The sequence below is a fragment of the Streptomyces sp. NPDC102279 genome (genome assembly GCF_044766365.1).
Taxonomy (GTDB): Bacteria; Actinomycetota; Actinomycetes; order Streptomycetales; family Streptomycetaceae; genus Streptomyces.
Map to the genome: position 1 here is coordinate 69,363 of NZ_JBIWLU010000013.1, position 21,088 is coordinate 90,450.

Annotated in this window: 14 protein-coding genes and 1 pseudogene; 13 read left to right on the forward strand and 2 right to left on the reverse strand. The window is 72.2% G+C overall.

Features of this window, described 5'->3' with window-relative positions:
- Positions 1 to 118 precede the first annotated feature (118 nt).
- The 11 genes and pseudogenes from ACIRQH_RS30840 (at position 119) to ACIRQH_RS30890 (ending at position 14,050) form a co-directional block, all read left to right on the forward strand.
- Entirely contained in the window at positions 119 to 2,359 is a 2,241-nt protein-coding gene (locus tag ACIRQH_RS30840; RefSeq protein ID WP_404227964.1) for a putative bifunctional diguanylate cyclase/phosphodiesterase, read from the forward strand.
- Positions 2,360 to 2,725: 366 nt separating this feature from the next.
- Positions 2,726 to 3,022, forward strand: coding sequence for an Asp-tRNA(Asn)/Glu-tRNA(Gln) amidotransferase subunit GatC (gene gatC, locus ACIRQH_RS30845; protein ID WP_015036350.1), 297 nt, complete (start codon positions 2,726 to 2,728; stop codon positions 3,020 to 3,022).
- A gap of 5 nt (positions 3,023 to 3,027) precedes the next feature.
- A complete protein-coding gene (gene gatA / locus ACIRQH_RS30850; protein WP_358819014.1) occupies positions 3,028 to 4,533 on the forward strand; it encodes an Asp-tRNA(Asn)/Glu-tRNA(Gln) amidotransferase subunit GatA in 1,506 nt (501 codons plus the stop codon).
- Positions 4,534 to 4,541: 8 nt separating this feature from the next.
- Positions 4,542 to 4,772 (forward strand): hypothetical protein, encoded by a 231-nt coding sequence (locus tag ACIRQH_RS30855; protein WP_355868187.1) that lies wholly within the window; start codon positions 4,542 to 4,544, stop codon positions 4,770 to 4,772.
- 16 nt (positions 4,773 to 4,788) lie between these two features.
- Positions 4,789 to 6,303 (forward strand): Asp-tRNA(Asn)/Glu-tRNA(Gln) amidotransferase subunit GatB, encoded by a 1,515-nt coding sequence (gene gatB / locus ACIRQH_RS30860; protein WP_358819015.1) that lies wholly within the window; start codon positions 4,789 to 4,791, stop codon positions 6,301 to 6,303.
- Between the two features lie 264 nt (positions 6,304 to 6,567).
- A pseudogene (locus ACIRQH_RS30865) lies at positions 6,568 to 8,840 on the forward strand (MMPL family transporter).
- Positions 8,818 to 9,393, forward strand: a complete 576-nt coding sequence (locus ACIRQH_RS30870; protein WP_358819016.1) for a GNAT family protein — start codon at positions 8,818 to 8,820, stop codon at positions 9,391 to 9,393. The pseudogene ACIRQH_RS30865 and the gene ACIRQH_RS30870 overlap by 23 nt, the downstream one beginning before the upstream one ends.
- 35 nt (positions 9,394 to 9,428) lie before the next feature.
- Positions 9,429 to 10,025 (forward strand): hypothetical protein, encoded by a 597-nt coding sequence (locus tag ACIRQH_RS30875; RefSeq protein ID WP_404227968.1) that lies wholly within the window; start codon positions 9,429 to 9,431, stop codon positions 10,023 to 10,025.
- Between the two features lie 175 nt (positions 10,026 to 10,200).
- Entirely contained in the window at positions 10,201 to 10,398 is a 198-nt protein-coding gene (locus ACIRQH_RS30880; protein WP_358819018.1) for a hypothetical protein, read from the forward strand.
- Between the two features lie 164 nt (positions 10,399 to 10,562).
- Positions 10,563 to 13,625 (forward strand): AAA family ATPase, encoded by a 3,063-nt coding sequence (locus ACIRQH_RS30885; RefSeq protein ID WP_404228113.1) that lies wholly within the window; start codon positions 10,563 to 10,565, stop codon positions 13,623 to 13,625.
- 35 nt (positions 13,626 to 13,660) lie between these two features.
- Positions 13,661 to 14,050 (forward strand): DUF6191 domain-containing protein, encoded by a 390-nt coding sequence (locus ACIRQH_RS30890; RefSeq protein ID WP_404228115.1) that lies wholly within the window; start codon positions 13,661 to 13,663, stop codon positions 14,048 to 14,050.
- A gap of 51 nt (positions 14,051 to 14,101) precedes the next feature.
- On the opposite strand, the gene ACIRQH_RS30895 is transcribed toward ACIRQH_RS30890, so the two are convergent.
- The gene (locus ACIRQH_RS30895; protein WP_404227970.1) at positions 14,102 to 15,277 is read right to left on the reverse strand and encodes a PQQ-dependent sugar dehydrogenase; all 1,176 of its coding nucleotides are present in this window, start codon (positions 15,275 to 15,277) and stop codon (positions 14,102 to 14,104) included.
- A gap of 104 nt (positions 15,278 to 15,381) precedes the next feature.
- Positions 15,382 to 16,389 carry an aldo/keto reductase gene (locus ACIRQH_RS30900; RefSeq protein WP_388869960.1) on the reverse strand — a complete coding sequence of 336 codons (1,008 nt, stop codon included), beginning with the start codon at positions 16,387 to 16,389 and terminating at the stop codon, positions 15,382 to 15,384.
- 76 nt (positions 16,390 to 16,465) lie between these two features.
- On the opposite strand from ACIRQH_RS30900, the gene ACIRQH_RS30905 reads away from it, so the two are divergent.
- Together ACIRQH_RS30905 and ACIRQH_RS30910 are read left to right on the forward strand one after the other, a co-directional pair.
- Positions 16,466 to 17,407 carry a 2-hydroxyacid dehydrogenase gene (locus ACIRQH_RS30905; RefSeq protein ID WP_388869957.1) on the forward strand — a complete coding sequence of 314 codons (942 nt, stop codon included), beginning with the start codon at positions 16,466 to 16,468 and terminating at the stop codon, positions 17,405 to 17,407.
- A gap of 219 nt (positions 17,408 to 17,626) precedes the next feature.
- Positions 17,627 to 20,905: an EAL domain-containing protein gene (locus ACIRQH_RS30910; RefSeq protein ID WP_404227973.1), complete on the forward strand. Its 3,279-nt coding sequence runs from the start codon at positions 17,627 to 17,629 to the stop codon at positions 20,903 to 20,905.
- Positions 20,906 to 21,088: the final 183 nt, after the last annotated feature.

Here is a 21,088-nt window from a genome sequence, read left to right on the forward strand (position 1 = left end):
GGCGCACCCCCTGCTCCACGGGAGCCGGGGGAAGGGTTTTCCGACGTGGCTCCGTTGGCAGTTGTCGCCGGCGACGGACCGCGTGGCGTGGGCACCGCCGGCTGTGAGAGGGACGGGAATGGAACCGACCGAGAGCACCGCCCCGGACTCCCGGCTGCGACTGAGCCGGATGACCGGCGCGTGGCTGGCGGGACTCCGGACCGGACGGTCCGCGCAGCGTCCCGCGCCCAGCGGCCTCGGCGCCGCACCACTCGGCGCTCCCGCCCATTCCGGCGCCGGCCCGCTCACCGCCGGACGGGGCACCGGTCTGCCCGGCCACGACCCCGAACGTCAGGCGTCCTGGCCCGCGCTGCCCGCGGCGGTCGTCGCCGCGGCCGGCCTCGTCCTGGGCGCCGGTCTCTACCGGGCGTTCACCGACCACCACGCGCTCTTCCCGTGCGGCACCGTCGGCTGGGCCCTCGCCCTGCTGACCGGCATCATCGTCGGCCACCTCGTCGCCCTCGGCCGCGCCCGCTGGTGGGGCGGCACCGGCTCCGGCGCCGCCCTCACCCTCGCGGTCCTGCTGCTCTACGGCTGGGTCCCCGCCGGGATGGTCAGCCTGACCGTCGTCGTCCTGGTCGGCACGGCCCGCCGCAACCGCTGGCGCCAGGGCGTGCTGCACGGCGCCGTCGACATCCTCGGCATCGGCGCCGGAGCCCTCGTCCTCACCTCGTTCGGGCGGTTCCCGAGCGTCGAGACGCCCTGGGACGCCACGACCTGGACGTTGTACGCGGCCCCGCAGGTGGTGCTGGTCGCCGGGACCTACCTCGCCGTCACCCGGGGCGTCCTCTGGTTCCTGCAGGCCCCCCGCGGCGGCGGGCTGCCCACCGTCGCCCGCACAGCCCTGGTGAGACAGGGACTCGTCGCCGTCGCACTGCTCGGCATCGCGCCGCTCGTGTGCGTCGTCGCGATGTCCCAGCCGATGCTGCTGCCCCTCTTCTCGATCCCGCTGATCGCCCTCGACTCCACCCTGTGGATAGCCCGCGCGCGGGCCGAGGAACAGCTCCGCGACCCGCTCACCGGACTGCCCAACCGCCAGTGGCTGCTGGAGCGCACCTGGACGGCCCTGGACGACGCCGAGCGCATCGGCGCACGGTCCGCCCTCATGCTGATCGACCTGGACCGGTTCCGGTCGGTGAACGACACGTTGGGGCACCTCGCCGGTGACCGGCTCCTCCTCCAGATAGCCGACCGGCTGCGGCTCGCCCTGCCGCGCGGGGCGGAGGCCGCGCGACTCGGCGGGGACGAGTTCGCCGTATTACTGCCGGTCGCGGACTCCACCACGTCGGCCACCCGCGTCGCCCGCAACCTCGTCGCCGCCCTCGGCTCGCCGCTCGACCTCGACGGACTCACCCTCGTCCTGGAGGCCAGCGCCGGGCTCGCCGTCTTCCCCGACCACGCGCTCGACGCCGAAGGGCTGCTGCGCCGGGCGGACGTCGCGATGTACCAGGCCAAGTGCGACCGCACGGGCGTCGAGGTCTACGAGTCCAAGCGGGACTCCAACACCCCCGACCGGCTCGGCCTGCTGGGCGACCTGCGCCGCGCGCTGGACGCCGGCGACGTCGAACTGCACTACCAGCCCAAGGTCCGCTTCGACGGACAGGTGGCCGGCCTGGAGGCCCTGGTCCGCTGGGTGCACCCCGAGCGGGGCAAGGTGCCGCCGGACGAGTTCATCGCCATCGCCGAGTCCTCCGGGCTGATGCCCCACCTCACCGAGTACGTCCTGGAGACCGCCCTCGCGCAGGTCGCCCGCTGGCGCGCCCAGGGGCTGTTCGTGCCCGTCGCGGTGAACGTGTCGCCCCGCGACGTCCACACGCCCGGCTTCGCCGGCTCCGTCGCCGCGCGCCTCGCCCGGCACGGCGTCCCCGCGGGATCGCTCCAGCTGGAGATCACCGAGCACGTGCTCCTGGAGGATCCGCAGCGCGCCGCCGACACCTTGGCGGCTCTCACCGGGCACGGCGTGAAGATGTCGCTGGACGACTTCGGTACCGGCTACTCCTCCCTGGTCCATCTGCGCCGGCTCCCGGTCAGCGAACTGAAGATCGACCGCTCGTTCGTCGCACGGCTCGCCGTGGACACCGAGGACGCCGAGATCGTGCGCTGCACCGTCGATCTCGCGCATTCGCTCGGGCTGCTCGTCGTCGCGGAGGGCGTCGAGGACGACGAGACGTGGGAGCGGTTGCGGGATCTGGGGTGTGACGCGGTGCAGGGGTGGCTGGTGGCGGCGGCGATGCCTCCGGAGGAGGCCACGGCGTGGCTGCTGGCCCGCGGGTCCCGCGGCTGGCAGCGGCCTCGCGCCGCGCTGCCCGCGGCGGAGTAACCCCCTGTCCGGACGGTGCCCGGCCCCCGGCCGGATCCCTCCCACCCACGCACCGCTCGTGACCGCCTCCCGACAAGCTGGGCCCTGCCGCGGTGCTTTCCCTCCGCCGGCGTCGGCCCGTCGCCGGATGTCTCCCCGCGTACCGCCCGTGGCCGTCGCGCCGTTGCCCCCGTGGTGACGGACGCCGACGGTGCGAGACCCCGTGGGAGAGACGTATTCGTCGGGGGACGGTGACGGGTGGTGCGGGGGTGGGAGGCCCCCGGCCGGAGGCCGGAGAGCGGCCGGTGGCAAACCCGGGCGCGGGCATGGGCGTGGGACCCATAGGATTGGGCCAAACCACACACACTCACCCCAGAGGATCGCTGCATGCCTGGCATCACGCGCGAGGAGGTCGCCCACCTCGCACGGCTGGCGCGTCTGGAGCTGAAGGGCGAAGAGCTCGACCACTTCGCCGGCCAGCTCGACGACATCATCGGCGCGGTCGCCCGCGTCAGCGAGGTCGCCGACCAAGACGTACCGCCGACCTCTCATCCGCTGCCGCTGACGAACGTCATGCGCGCGGACGAGGTCCGTCCGTCGCTCACCCCCGAGCAGGCGCTCTCCGGCGCCCCGGCCCAGGAGCAGCAGCGTTTCAAGGTGCCGCAGATCCTGGGGGAGGACTAATCACCATGACGGACACCAACGTCAACATCATCAAGCTCACCGCCGCCGAGATCGCCGAGAAGATCGCGGCGGGCGAGCTGACGGCCGTCGAGGTCACCGAGGCCCACCTCGCCCGGATCGGGGCCGTCGACGAGAAGGTGCACGCCTTCCTGCACGTCGACCGTGAGGGAGCCCTCGCGCAGGCCCGCGCCGTGGACGCCAAGCGCGCGGCCGGCGAGAAGCTCGGCCCGCTCGCCGGTGTGCCGCTCGCGCTGAAGGACATCTTCACCACCGAGGGCATCCCGACCACGGTCGGTTCCAAGATCCTCGAAGGCTGGATCCCGCCGTACGACGCGACGCTCACCAAGCGGCTGAAGGCCGCCGACGTCGTCATCCTCGGCAAGACCAACATGGACGAGTTCGCCATGGGGTCCTCCACCGAGAACAGCGCGTACGGTCCGACCGGCAACCCGTGGGACCTCACCCGCATCCCCGGCGGCTCCGGCGGCGGCTCGTCCGCGGCCCTCGCCTCCTACCAGGCGCCGCTCGCGATCGGCACCGACACCGGCGGTTCCATCCGCCAGCCCGCCGCCGTCACCGGCACGGTCGGCGTCAAGCCGACGTACGGCGCCGTGTCGCGGTACGGCATGGTCGCCTTCTCCAGCTCCCTCGACCAGGGCGGGCCCTGCGCCCGTACGGTCCTGGACGCGGCCCTGCTCCACGAGGTCATCGCCGGACACGACCCGCTGGACTCGACGTCCATCGACGCCCCGGTCCCGCCGGTCGTCGAGGCGGCCCGCAACGGCAGCGTCGCCGGCATGCGCGTCGGCGTCGTCAAGCAGTTCCGCGGCGAGGGCTACCAGGCCGGCGTGGTGCAGCGCTTCGACGAGGCCGTCACCATGCTCAAGGAGCTGGGCGCCGAGATCGTCGAGCTGGACTGCCCGTCCTTCGACCTGGCGCTCTCCGCGTACTACCTGATCGCCCCGTCCGAGTGTTCGAGCAACCTCGCGCGCTTCGACGGTCTGCGCTACGGCGCGCGCGTCGGCGACGACGGCACGCACTCCGCCGAGGAGGTCACCGCCCTCACCCGTGAGGCCGGCTTCGGCCCCGAGGTGAAGCGCCGCATCATGCTCGGCACGTACGCGCTCAGCTCCGGCTACTACGACGCGTACTACGGCAGCGCCCAGAAGGTCCGTACGCTCATCACCCGCGACTTCGAGAAGGCGTTCGAGCAGGTCGACGTGATCGTCTCCCCGACCACGCCCACCACCGCCTTCCCGATCGGCGAGCGCGCCGACGACCCGATGGCGATGTACCTCGCGGACCTGTGCACCATTCCGACCAACCTGGCCGGCAACTCCGCGATGTCGCTGCCCTGCGGCCTCGCCCCGGAGGACAATCTGCCGGTCGGTCTGCAGATCATCGCCCCGGCGCTGAAGGACGACCGCCTTTACAAGGTCGGAGCCGCAGTCGAGGCCGCCTTCGTGGAAAAGTGGGGCCACCCGCTGCTTGAGGAGGCTCCGTCGTTGTGAGCAAGGCAATGTCCAAGGCCAAGGGATTCAAGAAGTCCAAGTCCGGCACGTACCTGTCCATGGCCGGTACGGCGTTCGGTGCGCTCGGTGTCGCGAAGCAGGTCAGGAAGGCCCGCTCCGAGAACGACACGCTGCGACTCATCGACGCGGCCGTGTCCGCCGCCGCCATCGTCACCGGCCTCGCCATCCTCTACCGGGAGCTCAAGCGCCTGGGCGACGACGACGTCCTGCTGGGCTGAGAGGGAAGTTTTCACCGTGACCACCACGACCGACCTGGTGTCGTACGAGGACGCACTCGCCTCGTACGACCCCGTCATGGGCCTCGAAGTCCATGTCGAACTCGGCACCAAGACGAAGATGTTCTGCGGCTGCTCGACCGAGCTCGGGGCCGAGCCCAATTCGCAGACCTGCCCGACCTGCCTCGGTATGCCCGGCGCCCTCCCGGCCGTCAACGCGATCGGCGTCGAGTCCGCCATCAAGATCGGCCTCGCGCTGCACTGCGACATCGCCGAGTGGTGCCGCTTCGCCCGGAAGAACTACTTCTATCCGGACATGCCGAAGAACTTCCAGACCTCCCAGTACGACGAGCCGATCGCCTTCAACGGCTATCTGGACGTCCAGCTGGAGGACGGCGAGGTCTTCCGCGTGCAGATCGAGCGCGCGCACATGGAGGAGGACACCGGCAAGTCGCTGCACGTCGGCGGGGCCACCGGCCGTATCCACGGCGCCTCGCACTCCCTGCTCGACTACAACCGCGCGGGCATCCCCCTCATCGAGATCGTCACCAAGCCGATCGAGGGCGCGGGCGAGCGGGCCCCCGAGGTCGCCAAGGCGTACGTCGCCGAACTGCGCGAGCTCATCAAGGCGCTCGGTGTCTCCGAGGCCCGCATGGAGCAGGGCCAGATGCGCTGCGACGTGAACCTGTCGCTGCGCCCGCACGGCCGCGAGAAGTTCGGCACGCGCTCCGAGACGAAGAACGTCAACTCCCTGCGTTCCGTCGAGCGTGCCGCCCGCTTCGAGATCCAGCGCCACGCCGCGGTGCTGAACTCCGGCGGCACGATCATCCAGGAGACCCGCCACTTCCACGAGGACACCGGGTCCACGACCTCGGGCCGTGTGAAGGAGGAAGCCGAGGACTACCGGTACTTCCCGGAGCCCGACCTCGTTCCCGTCGCCCCGTCCCGTGACTGGGTGGAGGAGCTGCGCGCCGGGCTGCCCGAGCAGCCGCTGGCCCGCCGCAACCGGCTGCGCGAGGAGTGGGACGTCAACGCCCACGACATGCAGTCGATGCTCAACGCCGGCGCCATCGACCCGATCGTCGCGACGATCGAGGCCGGTGCCGACTCCGCCTCCGCCCGCAAGTGGTGGATGGGCGAGCTGGCGCGCAGCGCCAACGAGTCGGGCAAGGCTCTGGAGGACCTCCCGATCACCCCGGCGCAGGTCGCCCGGGTGACCGAGCTGGTCAGGTCCGGCGACCTGAACGACAAGTTGGCCCGCCAGGTCATCGAGGGCGTTCTCGCCGGCGAGGGCACTCCGGACGAGGTCGTCGAGAAGCGGGGCCTGAAGGTCGTCTCGGACGAGGGTGCGCTGACCGCCGCCGTCGACGAGGCCATCGCCGGGAACCCGGGCATCGCCGACAAGATCCGCGGCGGCAAGCTCCAGGCCGTCGGCGCGCTCGTCGGCGCGGTCATGAAGGCCACCCGCGGCCAGGCCGACGCGGCCCGGGTCAAGGAGCTCATCCTGGAGAAGCTGGGCGTCAGCGAGGGCTGAGGCCACGGTTTCCACGTCCCAGGGGGTGCATCGCCGAGCGATGCGCCCCCTGTGGTCTGTCCCGGCACCTTCCGGGACCGCCGTGACACGCGTGGGGCGGTGGCGTTCACGCGTATGCCCGGTGACAGGGGTCGCAGATCTGTGAGTAAGCCCACGAATGCGACAAAGGATCATTTCCGGCTGTAAGAGTGATGACGCATGCGTCATGCGTTCTTTGCGGGCAGTTCCCGATAAAGATCCCCAAATCCCCCAGGGAGCTCGTCCGTGGCAGCCCTCGCACGTTGGTGTGTCCAGCACCGCCTCGTTGCCGTACTGCTCTGGCTGGTCGCCTTCGGCGGCGTGACCGCTGCCGCCGCCGTGACGGGCTCCTCGTACTCGAACGACTACGAGGCCCCGGGAACCGAATCCGGCCGCGCCACCCAGCTCCTCGGCGAGGGCTTCCCCGGCCTCGGCGGCGACAGCGACACGGTCGTCTGGCACACCGGCCAGGGCGGCAGCGTGCGTTCCGCCGCCGTCGAGCAGTCGATGACCCGCACCCTGGACAAGATCGCCGAGCTCCCCGGAGTCGCCTCCGTCGACAGCCCGTACGGCCGCGGTGGCGCCGACCGGATCAGCGACGACGGCCGCACCGCGTACGCGAACATCACCTTCGCCGACCGGGCCGAGACCATCGACAAGGGTGAGGTCCGCGCCGTCGTCGACACCGCGAAGGCGGCCGGGACCGAAGGACTCGACGTGGAACTGGGCGGCAGCGCCGTCGCCCTCACCCAGTCGTCCGGCGGACATGTCGCCGAGATCGTCGGCGTGGTCGCCGCCGCCGCCGTCCTCTTCCTCGCCTTCGGCTCCCTCGCCGCCTCCATGCTGCCCATCGCCACCGCCCTGGTCGGCGTGGGCACCGCGTACTTCGGCATCGTGCTCCTCGGGCACGCCATGACCGTCGCCGACTTCGCCCCCATGCTCGGCATGCTGATCGGGCTCGGTGTCGGCATCGACTACGCCCTGTTCATCGTCACGCGACACCGGCGCGGCCTGAAGCGCGGACTGCCGGTGGCCGAGGCCGCCCGGAACGCCGTCACCACCACGGGCCGCGCCGTCGTCTTCGCCGGCGCCACCGTCTGCATCGCCCTGCTCGGCATGCTCATCCTGCGGCTGGGCTTCCTCAACGGCGTCGCCATCGCCGCCTCCCTGACCGTCGTCCTCACCGTCGCCGCCTCCGTCACGCTGCTGCCCGCACTGCTCTCCTTCATCGGGCCCCGCGCCCTGAGCCGCCGCGAACGGCGCCGACTGGACGAGCACGGGCCGGAACCGGAGATGCCGACCGGGTTCGCCGCCCGCTGGTCCGCCTTCGTCGAACGCCACCCCAAGGTGCTCGGCGGTGTCGCCGTCGTCGTGATGGCGCTGCTCGCCCTGCCCACGTTCTCCCTCCATCTGGGCACCTCCGACCAGGGCAACGACCCGCGGACGACGACCACCCGGCAGGCCTACGACCTCATCGGCAAGGGCTTCGGACCCGGCGTGAACGGGCCCCTGACCCTCGTCACCAAGGTCGGCGGCGCCGAGGACCGCCTCGCGCTCGACAACCTGGACCTCTCGCTGCGGCTCACCCACGGCGTCTCCTCGGCGACCCCGGTCACCTACAACACCGCGGGCGACACCGCCTACCTCACCGTCGTCCCGTCCTCCGCCCCGCAGTCGAAGGACACCAGCGACCTCGTCGACCGGCTGCGCACCGAGGTCCTGCCACGCGCGGAGGCCGGCACCTCCCTCGACGTGCATGTGGGCGGGGTGACGGCGAGCTACGACGACTTCGCCGACGTCATCGTCGGCAAGCTGCCGCTCTTCGTCGGCGTCGTGATCAGCCTCGGCTGCGTCCTGCTGCTCCTCGCGTTCCGTTCGATCGGTATCCCGCTCAAGGCGGCCGTGATGAACATCGCGGCCGTCGCCGCCGCCTTCGGGGTCGTCGTCGCGATCTTCCAGTGGGGCTGGGGGAGCGACCTGCTCGGCCTGGGCCGGGCAGGACCGATCGAGCCCTTCCTCCCCGTGATCATGGTGTCGGTGCTCTTCGGGCTCTCGATGGACTACCAGGTGTTCCTGGTCAGCCGCATGTACGAGGAGTGGCTGGAGACGGGCGACAACCGGCGGGCGGTCCGGGTCGGGCTGGCCGAGACCAGCCGGGTGATCAACTCGGCGGCCGTCATCATGATCTCGGTGTTCCTCTCCTTCGTCCTCAGCGGCGACCGCGTCATCGCGATGTTCGGCATCGCCCTGGCGGCCGCCGTCGCCCTCGACGCCTTCGTCCTGCGCACGCTCCTCGTCCCCGCCCTCATGCACCTGCTGGGCGGCGCGAACTGGTGGCTGCCCGGCTGGCTCGACCGCCGGCTGCCCCGCGTCAGCATCGAGGCACCGGAATGCCGTGCCGCCCATGAGAGGCTGGCCGAGGCGACGGACGCCGGTGTGGCGGACGTCCTCGACGCCGCCGACAAGGCGGACATGATGGCGAAGGAGCGGTAGCGGATGTACGCGATATCCCTGGGTGACGACGGGGCGGAACTGCGGCCCCTGGAGCCGTGGCACGCCGAGGAGTTCCTCGCCCACCTGGACCGCGGCCGCGAGTTCATCGGACAGTTCATCCCCTTCGGATCCCAGTCCACGGACGTGCCGTCCACGCGGGCCCACCTCCAGCGGTACGCCGACATGCGCGCGGCGGACACCGGCTCCCTGCACGGCCTGTGGCTCGACGGCAAGCTCGTCGGCGGCGTGCTCTTCCTGAACTTCGACGCCGAAGAGGGCAACTGCGAGGTCGGCTGCTGGCTGGAACCCGCCGCCTCCGGCCGCGGCCTCGTCACCCGCGCGATGCGCGTGCTCATCGACTGGGCCGTCGAGGGCCGCGGGATCCACCGGATCGAGTGGGTGGCCGCCGCCGGCAACGTGCCGAGCCTGAACGTGGCCCGTCGTCTGGGCATGACCCAGGACGGCGTACTGCGCGAGAAGCACCCCTACCGCGGGGTCCGGCACGACCTGGAGGTGTGGTCCCTGCTCGCGCCCGACTGGCGCGCCGCACGTGCGCGCGAGGCGCACAAGGATCATTAAGGAACTTCTCAGACAGCGTCCGTACGGTGCGGGGCATGGGAACCAAGACAGTTGACGAAGCCGGGGCCGAGACCGGCGCCGAGGCGCAGCGCGAAGACCAGACCGTGGACGTCACCAAGACCGACGCGACCACGGACGACGTGACCGGCACCGAGGCGCGGGACGCCCGGGCCGAGGAGCAGGACGAGGCCGACGCGGCCCTCGAGGACGGCGACGGCACCCTTGCCGCCGAGCAGGCGACCGGAGTCGGCCAGGGTGCCGCCGCCGTGGTGTCCGCCGGACTCGGCATCGTGTCGCTGACCGGCAGCTGGGTCTCCACCGTCGCCGCCGCGCGCGAGACGCTCGTCGGCCAGCTCAGGACCTCGTCGAGCGCGAGCGTCGCCCAGCAGGTCAAGGAGGTCTACGGCGATGCGTGGGCGACCACCGCGCTGATCGGCGGCCTCTTCGCACTGGCCGCGCTGATCGTCGGCGTCGTCGTCCTCGTCCGCCCCGCGTTCGGCGCCCCCGGCAAGCCGCAGGCCGCCTGGATCAAGTCGGTCGCCTGGGCGGGTGTCTCGCTCGGCGTCGTCGGGCTGGTGCTCGCCGTCGCCAAGTATTCCGACCTCCTTCTCGGGCTGCCCTCCACCAGCTGAGAAACCGACCACTCTGAGGGGCCTTAGGGCCGGCGCCGTACAACGGGCGCCGCCCTAAGGCCCTTCGCGTGCGCAAGATGCGGAACTCTCCCGATGTGGCGCACCCCCCTCGGAGACGAAGGTTGAGACATCGCAGACAGCGAGGCCGACACCGACGCTTCACAAGGGGTACGAGATGTTCGAGTACGAGCTTCACCACATCCGGTCCGCGGAACTGATCCGCGAGGCCCAGAACCACCGGCTCGCCCAGGAGGCCCTCCGAGGCCGCCGTGCCGCACGCCGCGCGGCCCGCCGCGAGTCCGTACCGCAGGACACCGAGGGGCGGGCCCATAGCCGCCGTCCCCGCCGGTATCCGTTCACCCGCGCCGCGTGAACGCCACGGCACCCGGCGGCGGCCGTACCGCGTACGGCACGCCGCCGGGTGTGCGGGAGGTCGGCCGTACGGAGATCGGCCGCCACCTGCCGGACGACGGCGCCCCCACCGGGGCACTGATCGCCCGCCCGATAACCGGTGCCGAGTTGTCGGTGCCCTGTGCGATGCTCGGGCCCGTGGAGACCAGGTCCGTGAGCCCCGTGTTCGTCGGACGCACCGCCGAACTGGGGGTGTTGAACGACGCGCTCTCCCGTGCCGCCACGGGAGAGCCACAGGCGTTGCTGCTCGGCGGCGAGGCCGGCGTCGGAAAGACCCGCCTCCTGGAGGAGTTCGCCACCGTCGCCGCCCGCGAGGCCGCCGTCGTCGCCTGCGGCGGCTGCGTCGAGATCGGCGCCGACGGCCTCCCCTTCGCCCCGTTCTCCACCGCCCTGCGCGCCCTGCGCCGCATCCTGCCCGACGAACTCGCCGCCGCGGCCGCCGGACAGGAGGACGAACTCGCCCGGCTGCTGCCCGAACTCGCGGAGACGACCTCCGGACGGCGCTACGACGAAGAGGGCATGGCCCGGCTCTTCGAGCTCACCGCCCGCCTCCTGGAACGCGTCGCGGCGGACCGCACGGTCGTCGTCGTGCTGGAGGACCTGCACTGGGCCGACGCCTCCACCCGCCATCTGCTCGCCTACCTGTTCCGCACCCTGCGCAGCGGCCGGCTCGTCGTGATAGCCACCTACCGCGCCGACGACATCCACCGCCGCCACCCGCTGCGCCCCCTGCTCGCCGAACTCGACCGCCTCCGCACCGTCCGACGCCTCGAACTGGGCCGCTTCAGCCGGGCCGAGGTCGGCCGCCAGATCGCCGGGATCCTCGCCCGAGAGCCCGACCCGGCCCAGGTCGACGAGATATTCGCCCGCTCCGACGGCAACGCCTTCTTCGTCGAGGAACTCGCCGTCGCCGCCCACGAGGGCTGCCGCACCGGACTCACGGACTCCCTGCGGGACCTGCTCCTGGTGCGTGTCGAACGGCTCCCGGAGAGCGCCCAGCGGATCGCCCGGACCGTCGCCGAAGGCGGCTCCACCGTCGAGTACGCGCTGCTCGCCGCCGTGGCCCAGCTCGCCGAGGACGACCTCATCGAGGCACTGCGGGCCTGTGTCGGCGCCAACATCCTGATCGCCTCGCCCGGTGGCGACGGCTACCGCTTCCGCCATTCCCTGGTCCGCGAGGCCGTCAGCGACGACCTGCTGCCCGGCGAGCGCTCCCGCTTCAACCGCCGTTACGCCGAGGCACTGGAGGCCGCCCCGGCGCTCGTCCCGGCGGACGAACGCGTGACCCGGCTGGCCAGCTACTGGTACTACGCCCACGACGCCGCCAAGGCGCTGCCCGCCGTCCTCGACGCCTCCGTCGAAGCCCGCCGCAGGCACGCCCACTCCGAGCAACTGCGGCTCCTGGAGCGGGCGATGGAGCTGTGGGAGGTCGCCCCCGACGCCGTCCGCGCCGCGCTGCGGCCCGTCGACTACGCCGAGGCCTACCCGGCCTGCGGCTGCGACCCCGAGACGACCCCGCTGAGCTACCTCGACCTGATGGCCGAGGCGGCCGTCGCCGGCCGGCTGTGCGGAGAACGCGAGCGCGCCCTGAAGACGACCCGGCGCGCCCTACACCTCCTGGAGGACACGAACGATCCGCTGCGCGCCGCCTGGTTCTGGCTCCAGCGCTCGCGGCTCGTCCAGGCGCAGGTCCGCGGCGACGGATGGGAGGAACTCGCCACCGCCCAGGAACTGGTGCGCGGCCTCCCGCCCTCCGAGGTGCACGCCGAGGTGCTGTCCATGGTCGCCGCCTGGTGCATGCTCCACGAACCGGGCCATGGCGCGCTCTCCGCGGCCGAGCGCGCCGTGGAGTACGCGCGCATGGTGGGCGCCCGGGACATCGAACTCAACGCCCGGCTCACCCTCGGCGGCCTGATGGTCGACTCGGGCGACGTCGAGGCCGGACTCGCCGCGATGTACCAGGTCAAGGAGGCGGCGCACCAGCACGGCGCCGCCTACGTCGTCGGCCGGCTGCACATCAACCTGCCCTCCCACCTGGAGTCCGTCGGCCGCTCCCGCGAGGCCGTCGCGATCCTGCGCGAGGGCGTCGAACTCGCGCGCAGGAACGGCCTGTTGGACACCCTCGCCTGGGTCTGGGGCAATCTGTCCGAGTCGCTGTACGCCCTCGGCCAGTGGGACGAGGCCGTCGACGCCGCCCGGAACGCGCTGGGCGTGGGACTCAGCGGCAAGCCCTCCGGGGTGGGCGCCGCCCGTCTCGCGCCCGTCGCTCTCGCCCGCGGCGACCTCGCCGAGGCGAGCCGCCAACTGACCGCCGCCCGAGCCCACTTCGGAACCCACGATCCGATGCCGCAGCATTCCCTTCCGCTGCTCTGCACCAGCATCGGTATCGCGGCCGGCGAGGGCCGCCTCCTCGACGCCCGCGCCGCCCTGGAACAGGCCCTGGACGCGGGCTTCCCGCCCGGCACCCAGCGCCACGGCTGGCCACTGCTGCTCGCCGCCGCCACCGCGGAGGCCGACGCCCGCGGCCTGCCCGTCGCCGAACCGGGCCGCGCCCCGGCCCTGGAGCGCATCCGCGCGGCCGCGAAGTCCCTGGCGGCGGGTGCGCCGGTCTGGCTCGCCCACGCCGAATGGGTCCGCGCCGAACTCGACCGGGCCGAGGGCGACAGCACCCCGGACCAGTGGTCCGACGTGGTCACCGCCCTCGAACCCCTGGAGCACCCCTACGACCTGGCGCGGGTCCGCCTCCGCCTCGCCGAGGCACTGCTCGTCGCCGGCACGGACGACGACGAGCGCGCCCGGGCCACGGAACTCCTCCGGCTGGCCCGCGCCGCCGCCGACCACCTCGGCGCCCGCCCGCTCACCGACGCCGTCGCGCTCCTCGCCCAGCGCGCCCGCCTCCCCCTGGAGCACGCCCCCGAGCGGTCCGCGGTGCCCGTGGACCCCGCGCTGGCCCTCGGCCTCACCGGCCGCGAGCGCGACGTACTGCGGCTCGTCGCCGCCGGTCGCAGCAACCGTCAGATCGCCGAGGAACTCTTCATCTCCCCGAAGACGGCCAGCGTCCACGTCTCGAACATCCTGGCCAAGCTGGAGGTCTCGGGACGGGGTGAGGCGGCGGCCCTGGCCCACCGGCTGCGGCTCTTCCCTCCGGAGACCTCCTCGGTCCCGGCGGCCGGGCGAGGTCTAGGCTGAAAGGGATTCGGGCCGAGGGAGGCACCGTGTTCAACATGTTCGAGGAACTCTTCGCACCGGGCCGCAAGCACACCGACGACGAACGCAAGCGGCTGGAACTGAGCCGCGTGGACCTGAACGACGGCGACCCGGGCCGCGGCCCCATAGACCTGACCTCGGGCAAGGTGGTCGTACGGGCCCCTCGGCATGACGAGGACCAGGAGAAGAACGCGGACCAACCGAACGACGCGGACCAACCGAACGACGCGGACCAACCGAAGGCCGGGGTCCAGGACCAGAGCACGGCCCAGGACCGGGGCACGAGCCCGGACCGGAGCACGAGCCCGGACCGGAGCACGAGCCCGGACCAGAGCACGCGCCAGGACCAGAGCACGAGCCCGGACCGGGATGAGGCGCCGAACTCCGGCCCCTCGCAGGCGTCGTAGCCCGCACGACCGCCTCAGTCCTCCGCCTGCTTCCCCCGCCGCCAGCTCCCGCTACTTCACCTCGATCTCCAGCAGCCGGTCGTCGCCCTTCCCGGGGCTGCCACGGCCGTCGGTCTCGCTCGTCATCAGCCAGAGCTTGTCGCCGCCCGCGGAGACGACCGTGCGCAGCCGGCCGTACTTCCCCTCCAGGAAGGCCTCGGGGTCGGCGGAAGTCTTCGTGCCGTTCAACGGGATGCGCCACAGCCGCTCGCCCTTGAGGCCCGCCATCCATATGGATCCCTCGGCGTACGCGATCCCGCTCGGGGAGGCGTCGTCCGTGTGCCACTGGGCGACCGGGTTGTGGTACTTCGTGTCCTTGCTGATGCCCTCGACCACCGGCCAGCCGTAGTTGTCGCCGGGCTTGATCTGGTTCAGCTCGTCCCAGGTGTCCTGGCCGAACTCGGAGGCCCACAGCCGCTGTTTGTCGTCCCAGGCGAGACCCTGGACGTTGCGGTGTCCGTACGAGTAGACGACGGAGCCGGGGAACGGATTGCCGGGCGCGGGCTCGCCGTCCGGGGTCATCCGCAGGATCTTGCCGCCGAGCGCCTTCTTGTCCTGCGCCTGGCCCCGGTCGCCCGTCTCGCCCGCGCCCGCGTACAGCATCTTGTCCGGGCCGAAAGCGATCCGCCCGCCGTTGTGAATGATCCCCTTGGGGATGCCCTTGAAGATCGTGTCCGGTGCGCCGAGCTGCTCGCCGGAGGGCTTCTTCGCGTCGTACAGCATGCGGACGATGCGGTTGTCCGAGGCCGTGGTCACATACGCGTAGATCATGTGGTCCGAGGCGTAGGCGGGGGAGAGGGCGATGCCCAGCAGGCCGCCCTCGCCGGCCGGAGCCGCCCCGGGGACGTCGCCCAGCTCGGTCTTCCTGCCGGTCTTCTCGTCGATCCGGCTGATCGTCCCCTTGTCCCGCGAGGACACCAGCAGGCCGCCCTCCGACAGAGGCGCGAGGCCCCAGGGGCTGTCCAGGTCCTCGGTGACGGTGCGCACGACCTTCACCGACCCCTTGGCCGGCGGTGTCGGCTCGGGGGAGGCGCCGCGGGAGGACGACGACTGCGGCGCGGGGCTGCTCCCGAGGCCCGGGAGCGAGCCTCCGTCGTCCGAGCCCCCTCCGCCGCCCGAGGAACAGCCTGCCGTCACCAGAAAGGCGGCCGTGACCAACACGGCTGTCACTGCTCGACGTTGCACCATCTGTGTCCCTTCGAAGCGGCGGTCCTACTGTTCATACACCGCTCGCGTCCCGCGGGTTCCCGATCACGGACCGGCGAATCCGCACTCCGGCCCGCGGACCTGCCTCACTCCCAGGATCCCAGGGCCCCCGGCAGACCCGCCACCTCCGCCAGATCCTCCGGTGTCAGCCGCAGGCCCGCCGCCCCCGCGTTCTCGGTCACCCAGCGTTCCCGCTTGGCCCCCGGCACCGGAACCACGTGCGGCCCCTGCGCCAGCACCCAGGCCAGCGCCACCTGCGCGGGCGTGACCGGCCGGCCCGCCTCCGAGTGGCGCCGGGCGATGCGCCGCAGACCGACCACGATGGGCTGGTTCGAGGCCATCATCTCGGCGGTGAAGCGGGGATGCCGGGCCCGTACGTCGTCCGGCTCGAAGCCCTCGCCGGGCGTCAGCGTCCCGGTCAGGAAGCCGTTGCCCAGCGGCATCGCGGCGAGGAACCCGACCCCGCGCGCCGCGCACCACGGCAGCAGCGCGTCCAGCGCCTCCGTCGACCACACCGACAGCTCGGCCTCCACGGCGCTCACCGGGAACACCTGCTGGACCCGCTCCAGCTGCCGGATCGTTCCGTCGTGCAGCCGCGCCCCCGGGCGCCGACCGGACCGGGCCCCCAGCGCGCACAGCCCGAGCGAGCGCACCTTCCCCGCCGACACCAGCTCGGCCATCGCGCCCCAGGTCTCCTCGACCGGCACCTCCGGATCCGCCCGGTGCAGCTGGTAGAGATCGATCACGTCCGTCCGGAGCCGGCGCAGCGAGGCGTCGCACGCCCGCTTCACGTACCCGGGACGGCCGTTGGCCACGATGTGCTGCTCGCCCACCAGCAGACCGACCTTGGTCGACACGAAGGCCTCCGGGCGACGCTCCCTGAGCGCCCGCCCGAGGAGCAGCTCGTTGGTGAAGGGGCCGTACATGTCGGCCGTGTCGAGCAGCGTCGAGCCCCGGTCGAGCGCCGCGTGCACCGCGCGCAGCGACTCCTCGCCGCGCTGTCGCGAACCGGTGTAGGCCCAGCTCATCGGCATGCACCCGAGGCCGACCGCCCCGACACCGAGCGCCGCGGCCCCGATCGTTCTGCGCTCCACCTGGTCGTGATCCTCCCTCTGCCGGCACCCCAACCTAACCTCTGTACGCACGGGCGCCTGGCATAGCCTCCTGACCATGACTTGCGATGTGTGGCTCCCGTTTCACGCCGACGAGATCGAGGGGCTCCCGGAAGGCCCCGCGTACCGCTTCTGGGACGGCGACCAGGACTTTCCCGCCGACCCGGCGGACTGCGCGTTCTACGTCGTCCCCTACATGAAGCCGCCCGCCGTGTCACAGCGTCCGCTGCCGGCGATGACGTCGGTCCGGGCCGTGCAGACGCTCTCCGCGGGTGTCGACCACGTCCTGCCGAGCCTCAAGTCCCTGCGCCCCGGCGTGGTGTTGTGCAACGCCCGCGGTGTCCACGAGGCGAGCACCGCGGAGTTGACCCTCACGCTGATCCTCGCCTCGCTGCGCGGCGTCCCCGACTTCGTCCGCGGCCAGGACGCCGAGGAGTGGCGATCGGGCTTCCGGCCCTCACTGGCCGACAAGTCCGTCCTCATCGTGGGGTACGGCTCGATCGGGTCCGCCATCGAGGACCGGCTCGCGCCGTTCGAGCTCGCGCGGGTGGCGCGCGTCGCGCGCTCCGCCCGCACCACGGAGCGCGGCCCGGTGCGCCCACTCACGGAACTCCCCTCGCTGCTCCCCGAATCCGATGTCGTCGTGCTGTCCACACCGCTCACGGAGAGCACTCGTGGGCTGGTGAACGCCGACTTCCTGTCCCGGATGAAGGACGGCGCCCTGCTGGTCAACGTGGCGCGCGGCCCCGTCGTCGACACCAAGGCGCTGCTCGCCGAACTGGAGAGCGGCCGCATCACCGCGGCCCTGGACGTGACCGATCCCGAACCGCTGCCTCCGGGGCATCCGCTGTGGCACGCGCCCGGTGTGCTCATCAGTCCTCATGTCGGCGGCCCCACCTCGGCGTTCTGGCCGCGCGCCAAGCGGCTGCTCGCGCAACAGCTGACGCTTTTCGTGAACCGGGAGCCGCTGCGGAACGTGGTTCTTACCACCGGCACCTGAGCACCGCTCCGTTCGTCTCCTGTCCGCCTCGAACACCCTCTGCAGTTCCCCGAACGCGGGCAGTTCCGGCATAGTCCCTGGTCGTCACGGAGCGTAGAGGAACTATGTCCCTGAGTGACGAGACTGGTGTATCGTCCCGACAGGGGCGGCGCCGCGCACCGTTGGGCGCCGGGGACGGACATGGAGACTGCGAGGGGGGCGACGGGCGATGCACGGCCTATGGACCACCGATCCGACGCGGCGGGGCCGCCGCCGACGACCCTGGCGCGCGGCCGCACGCGGACGCGGCCACGGCTGCCATCACCACCGCAGGCACCCGAGCCGCCGCAGGCATGCCCATCCGGCGCACCGGGACCAGTTGGACCCGGGGGCACGGACCGGGTGGGCCCGGTGAGCTCCCCCGGAGCGCTGTTGACCCGCCGTCCGGTCTTCGACGGCGGGACGGGCCTGGTCTCGCAACTCGTCCTGGCCCTGGTGTGCGCGGGATACGCCGTCGGTTCCGCACTCGGCTGGGGCTCCGCGAGTCTCGCGCTGGTCATGGGCGACTTCGGGCTGAGCATCGCGGCGGGCACCGCGGCCGTCTCGTGCTTCCTCTACGCCCGTAGCCGGAGCAGCCGCTTTCGACCCGCCTGGCTGCTGTTCTCCCTCTCCTCGGCGATGGCCTCCCTCGGCAACCTGGTCTGGGGGTGGTACGAGGTCGTCCTCGAACGCCCGGTGCCCAGCCCGAGCTACGCCGACCTGTTCTTCCTCTGCTTCGCGCCGCCCGCCATCGTCGGCCTGCTGGTGCTCGCCAAGAGGCCCGTCACCAGGGCGGGTTGGGTGTGCCTCGCGCTCGACTCCTGGCTGATCGGCGGCTCGCTGCTCACGCTGTCCTGGTCGCTCGCGCTCGCCCAGGCGGCCAAGTTCGACGGCCCGAGCGTCGCCCACACCGCGCTGTCGCTGGCGTACCCGCTGCTGGACATCGCGCTGGTCAGCATGGTCCTCGCCCTGCACTTCCGGCGCTCGTCGGTGAACCGTTCGGCGGTGAACACCGCGATCGGGGCGCTCGCCCTGACCGTGATGTGCGACGCCCTGTTCACCTCGCCCCTCCTGCACAACAACTACCACTCGGGCCAGCTCCTCGACGCGGGCTGGTTCGCCGGCTCGCTGCTCCTCGCGTACGCACCCTGGGCCGCCACCCGTCACGGACACCCGGAGGCGGAGGGGTACGGCCCGCAGGAGCACGCCCCCGAAGGGCCCGCGCGCGGGGTGCGCGAGCGCATCCCCGGCCAGCGCCGGGACGGCCGCTTCGGTCCAGCGGGCTCCGACGAGCGGCGCGGACCGCGGGGCGGCCACGAGCCCCCGGGGCCGGGAGCCCGCCGGGGGCCCGGAGAGCACGAGCGCCGGGGCGCGTCCGGTGCGCAGGAGCACGGGTACGAGCGGGAGCAGGGCGGACACCCGCAGCCCGCCCCGCAGGGCCCGGGGCACGGGCGGTACCCGGTGACGCGTCCGATCGCCGGATCGCTCGCCGCGCTGACGCCCTATCTCGCCGCCGCCGTCTGCACGTTGGGGATCCTCTACAACATCCTGAACGGGCGCAGGGTGGACCGCGTGGTGCTCCTCACCGCCGGTCTCGTCGTCCTCGCCCTCGTGGTGCGCCAGGGCATCATGCTGCTCGACAACATCACCCTCACCCAGGAGCTGGCGCAGAAGGAGAACCACTTCCGCTCCCTGGTGCAGGGCTCCAGCGACGTCATCATGATCGCCGCTCCGAACGGCATCCTGCGGTACGTGAGCCCGGCCGCCGCCGGGGTCTACGGCCGCGACGCGGAGGACCTCGTCGGCTCCGAGCTCGCCTCGCTCATCCACCCAGAGGACCTCGGCTGCGTGGTCCACGAGGTACGGCGGTTCCTCGCGGCCAGTCACGTCGAGGAGCCGACCACCCGGATCGAGTGCCGGTTCCGGTCCGGCGACGGCGGCTGGCTGAACGTGGAGTCCACCGTCAACCGGCACCACGGCGGACTCATCTTCAACAGCCGTGACGTGACCGAACGCGTCCGCCTGCAGGCGCAGTTGCAGCACAACGCCGAGCACGACCCGCTCACCGACCTGCCGAACCGCGCGCTGTTCACCCGGCGCGTCCAGCAGGCCCTGTCCGGGCGCCGCTCCTCCGACCGGGGCACCGCCGTGCTCTTCATCGACCTCGACGGCTTCAAGGCCGTGAACGACACGATCGGGCACCAGGCGGGCGACGAACTGCTCGTCCAGGCCGCCCGCCGGCTCCAGGACTCCGTACGGCACGGCGACACCGCCGCCCGCCTCGGCGGGGACGAGTTCGCGGCGCTCATCGTCGGCGACGGCGGCCGCGACCGCACGGCCCGCGAGCAGCAGATCATGGAACTGGCCGACCGGTTGCGGATCAGGCTCTCCCAGCCGTACTGCATCGACGGCAACGATGTCCGCGTCGCCGCGTCCATCGGTGTCGGCTTCGCCGAACCGGGTCTGGGCGCGGGTGAGTTGCTGCGCAACGCCGACCTGGCCATGTACCGCGCCAAGGCGGCGGGCAAGGGCCGTGTCGAGCTGTACGCGCCGCAGATGCAGCAGGACGTGGTCCGCAAGGCGGAGCTGGCGACCCGGCTGCGCTCCGCGCTCCAAGAGGGTGAGTTCGCCCTGCTGCACCAGCCGGTGGTGTCGCTGGAGAACGGCCGGATCTCGTCGGTCACCGCACAGGCGCGCTGGCGTTCCTCGCAGGGGGTGCTCTTCACGCCCGCGGAGTTCCTGCGCGTCGCCGAGGACAGCGACCGCACCGCCGAGCTGAGCCGCTGGATGCTGGACGAGGCCGTCGGGCAGGCCGCCGAGCGCACCGCGGCGGGCATCGCCGTGCCGGTCGCCGTCCGGATGACCGCCCGGCGGCTGCTGGACCGCTCCCTGCCGCTCGGTTCCGTCGAGTCCCTGCTCACCCGGCACGGGCTCGCGTCCGGCGGGCTGGTCATCGAGCTGTCGGACACCGACCCACGGGTCCCTCTGGACGAGCTGGAGCGCCGCCTGAACGCCCTCAGGCGCCTCGGGGTCCGGATCGCCCTGGACGGCTTCGGCAGCGGCTACGCGGCGATCACAGCGCTCCGCCGGCTCCCCGTGGACATCCTGCGGCTCGACCGCAGTCTGGTCGAGGGAGTCGTCGAGTCCGCCCGGCTGCACAAGATCACCAGCGGGCTGCTGCGGATCGCGACCGACCTGGGGCTGCAGTCCGTGGCGGACGGGGTGGATCTCCCGGAGCAGGTGATCGCGCTTCGGGCGATGGGCTGCACCCACGGGCAGGGCATGGCGTTCTCCGGACCGCTGGACGAGTACCGGCTGCGCCGGGCGCTCTCCTCCGGCCACTTCCCCGTACCGAACGGGCCGGTCGAGCCCGTCTTCGCGGGCGGTGGAGCGGGGGTGTACACCGGGGCGGTGCCCGCCGTTCTCGGGGGTGGAACAGCCCTCCGCTCACATAATGAGACTCCCGTCCCACCTACTTGACAGTCGGTGCGTGCCGGAGGGAGGGTCAATGCCATGCGCACCCGAATTCTCGTACTTGGAAAGCGCGTCGGCTGAAGCTAGGTGGTCACCGGAGGATCCGGAACACCCAGCGACCGCACCCGGCGCGCTCCCCTCGCTTGCCTCACGGCACGAGGGGTTTTTTGTTGCACAAGCGCCTTTCGA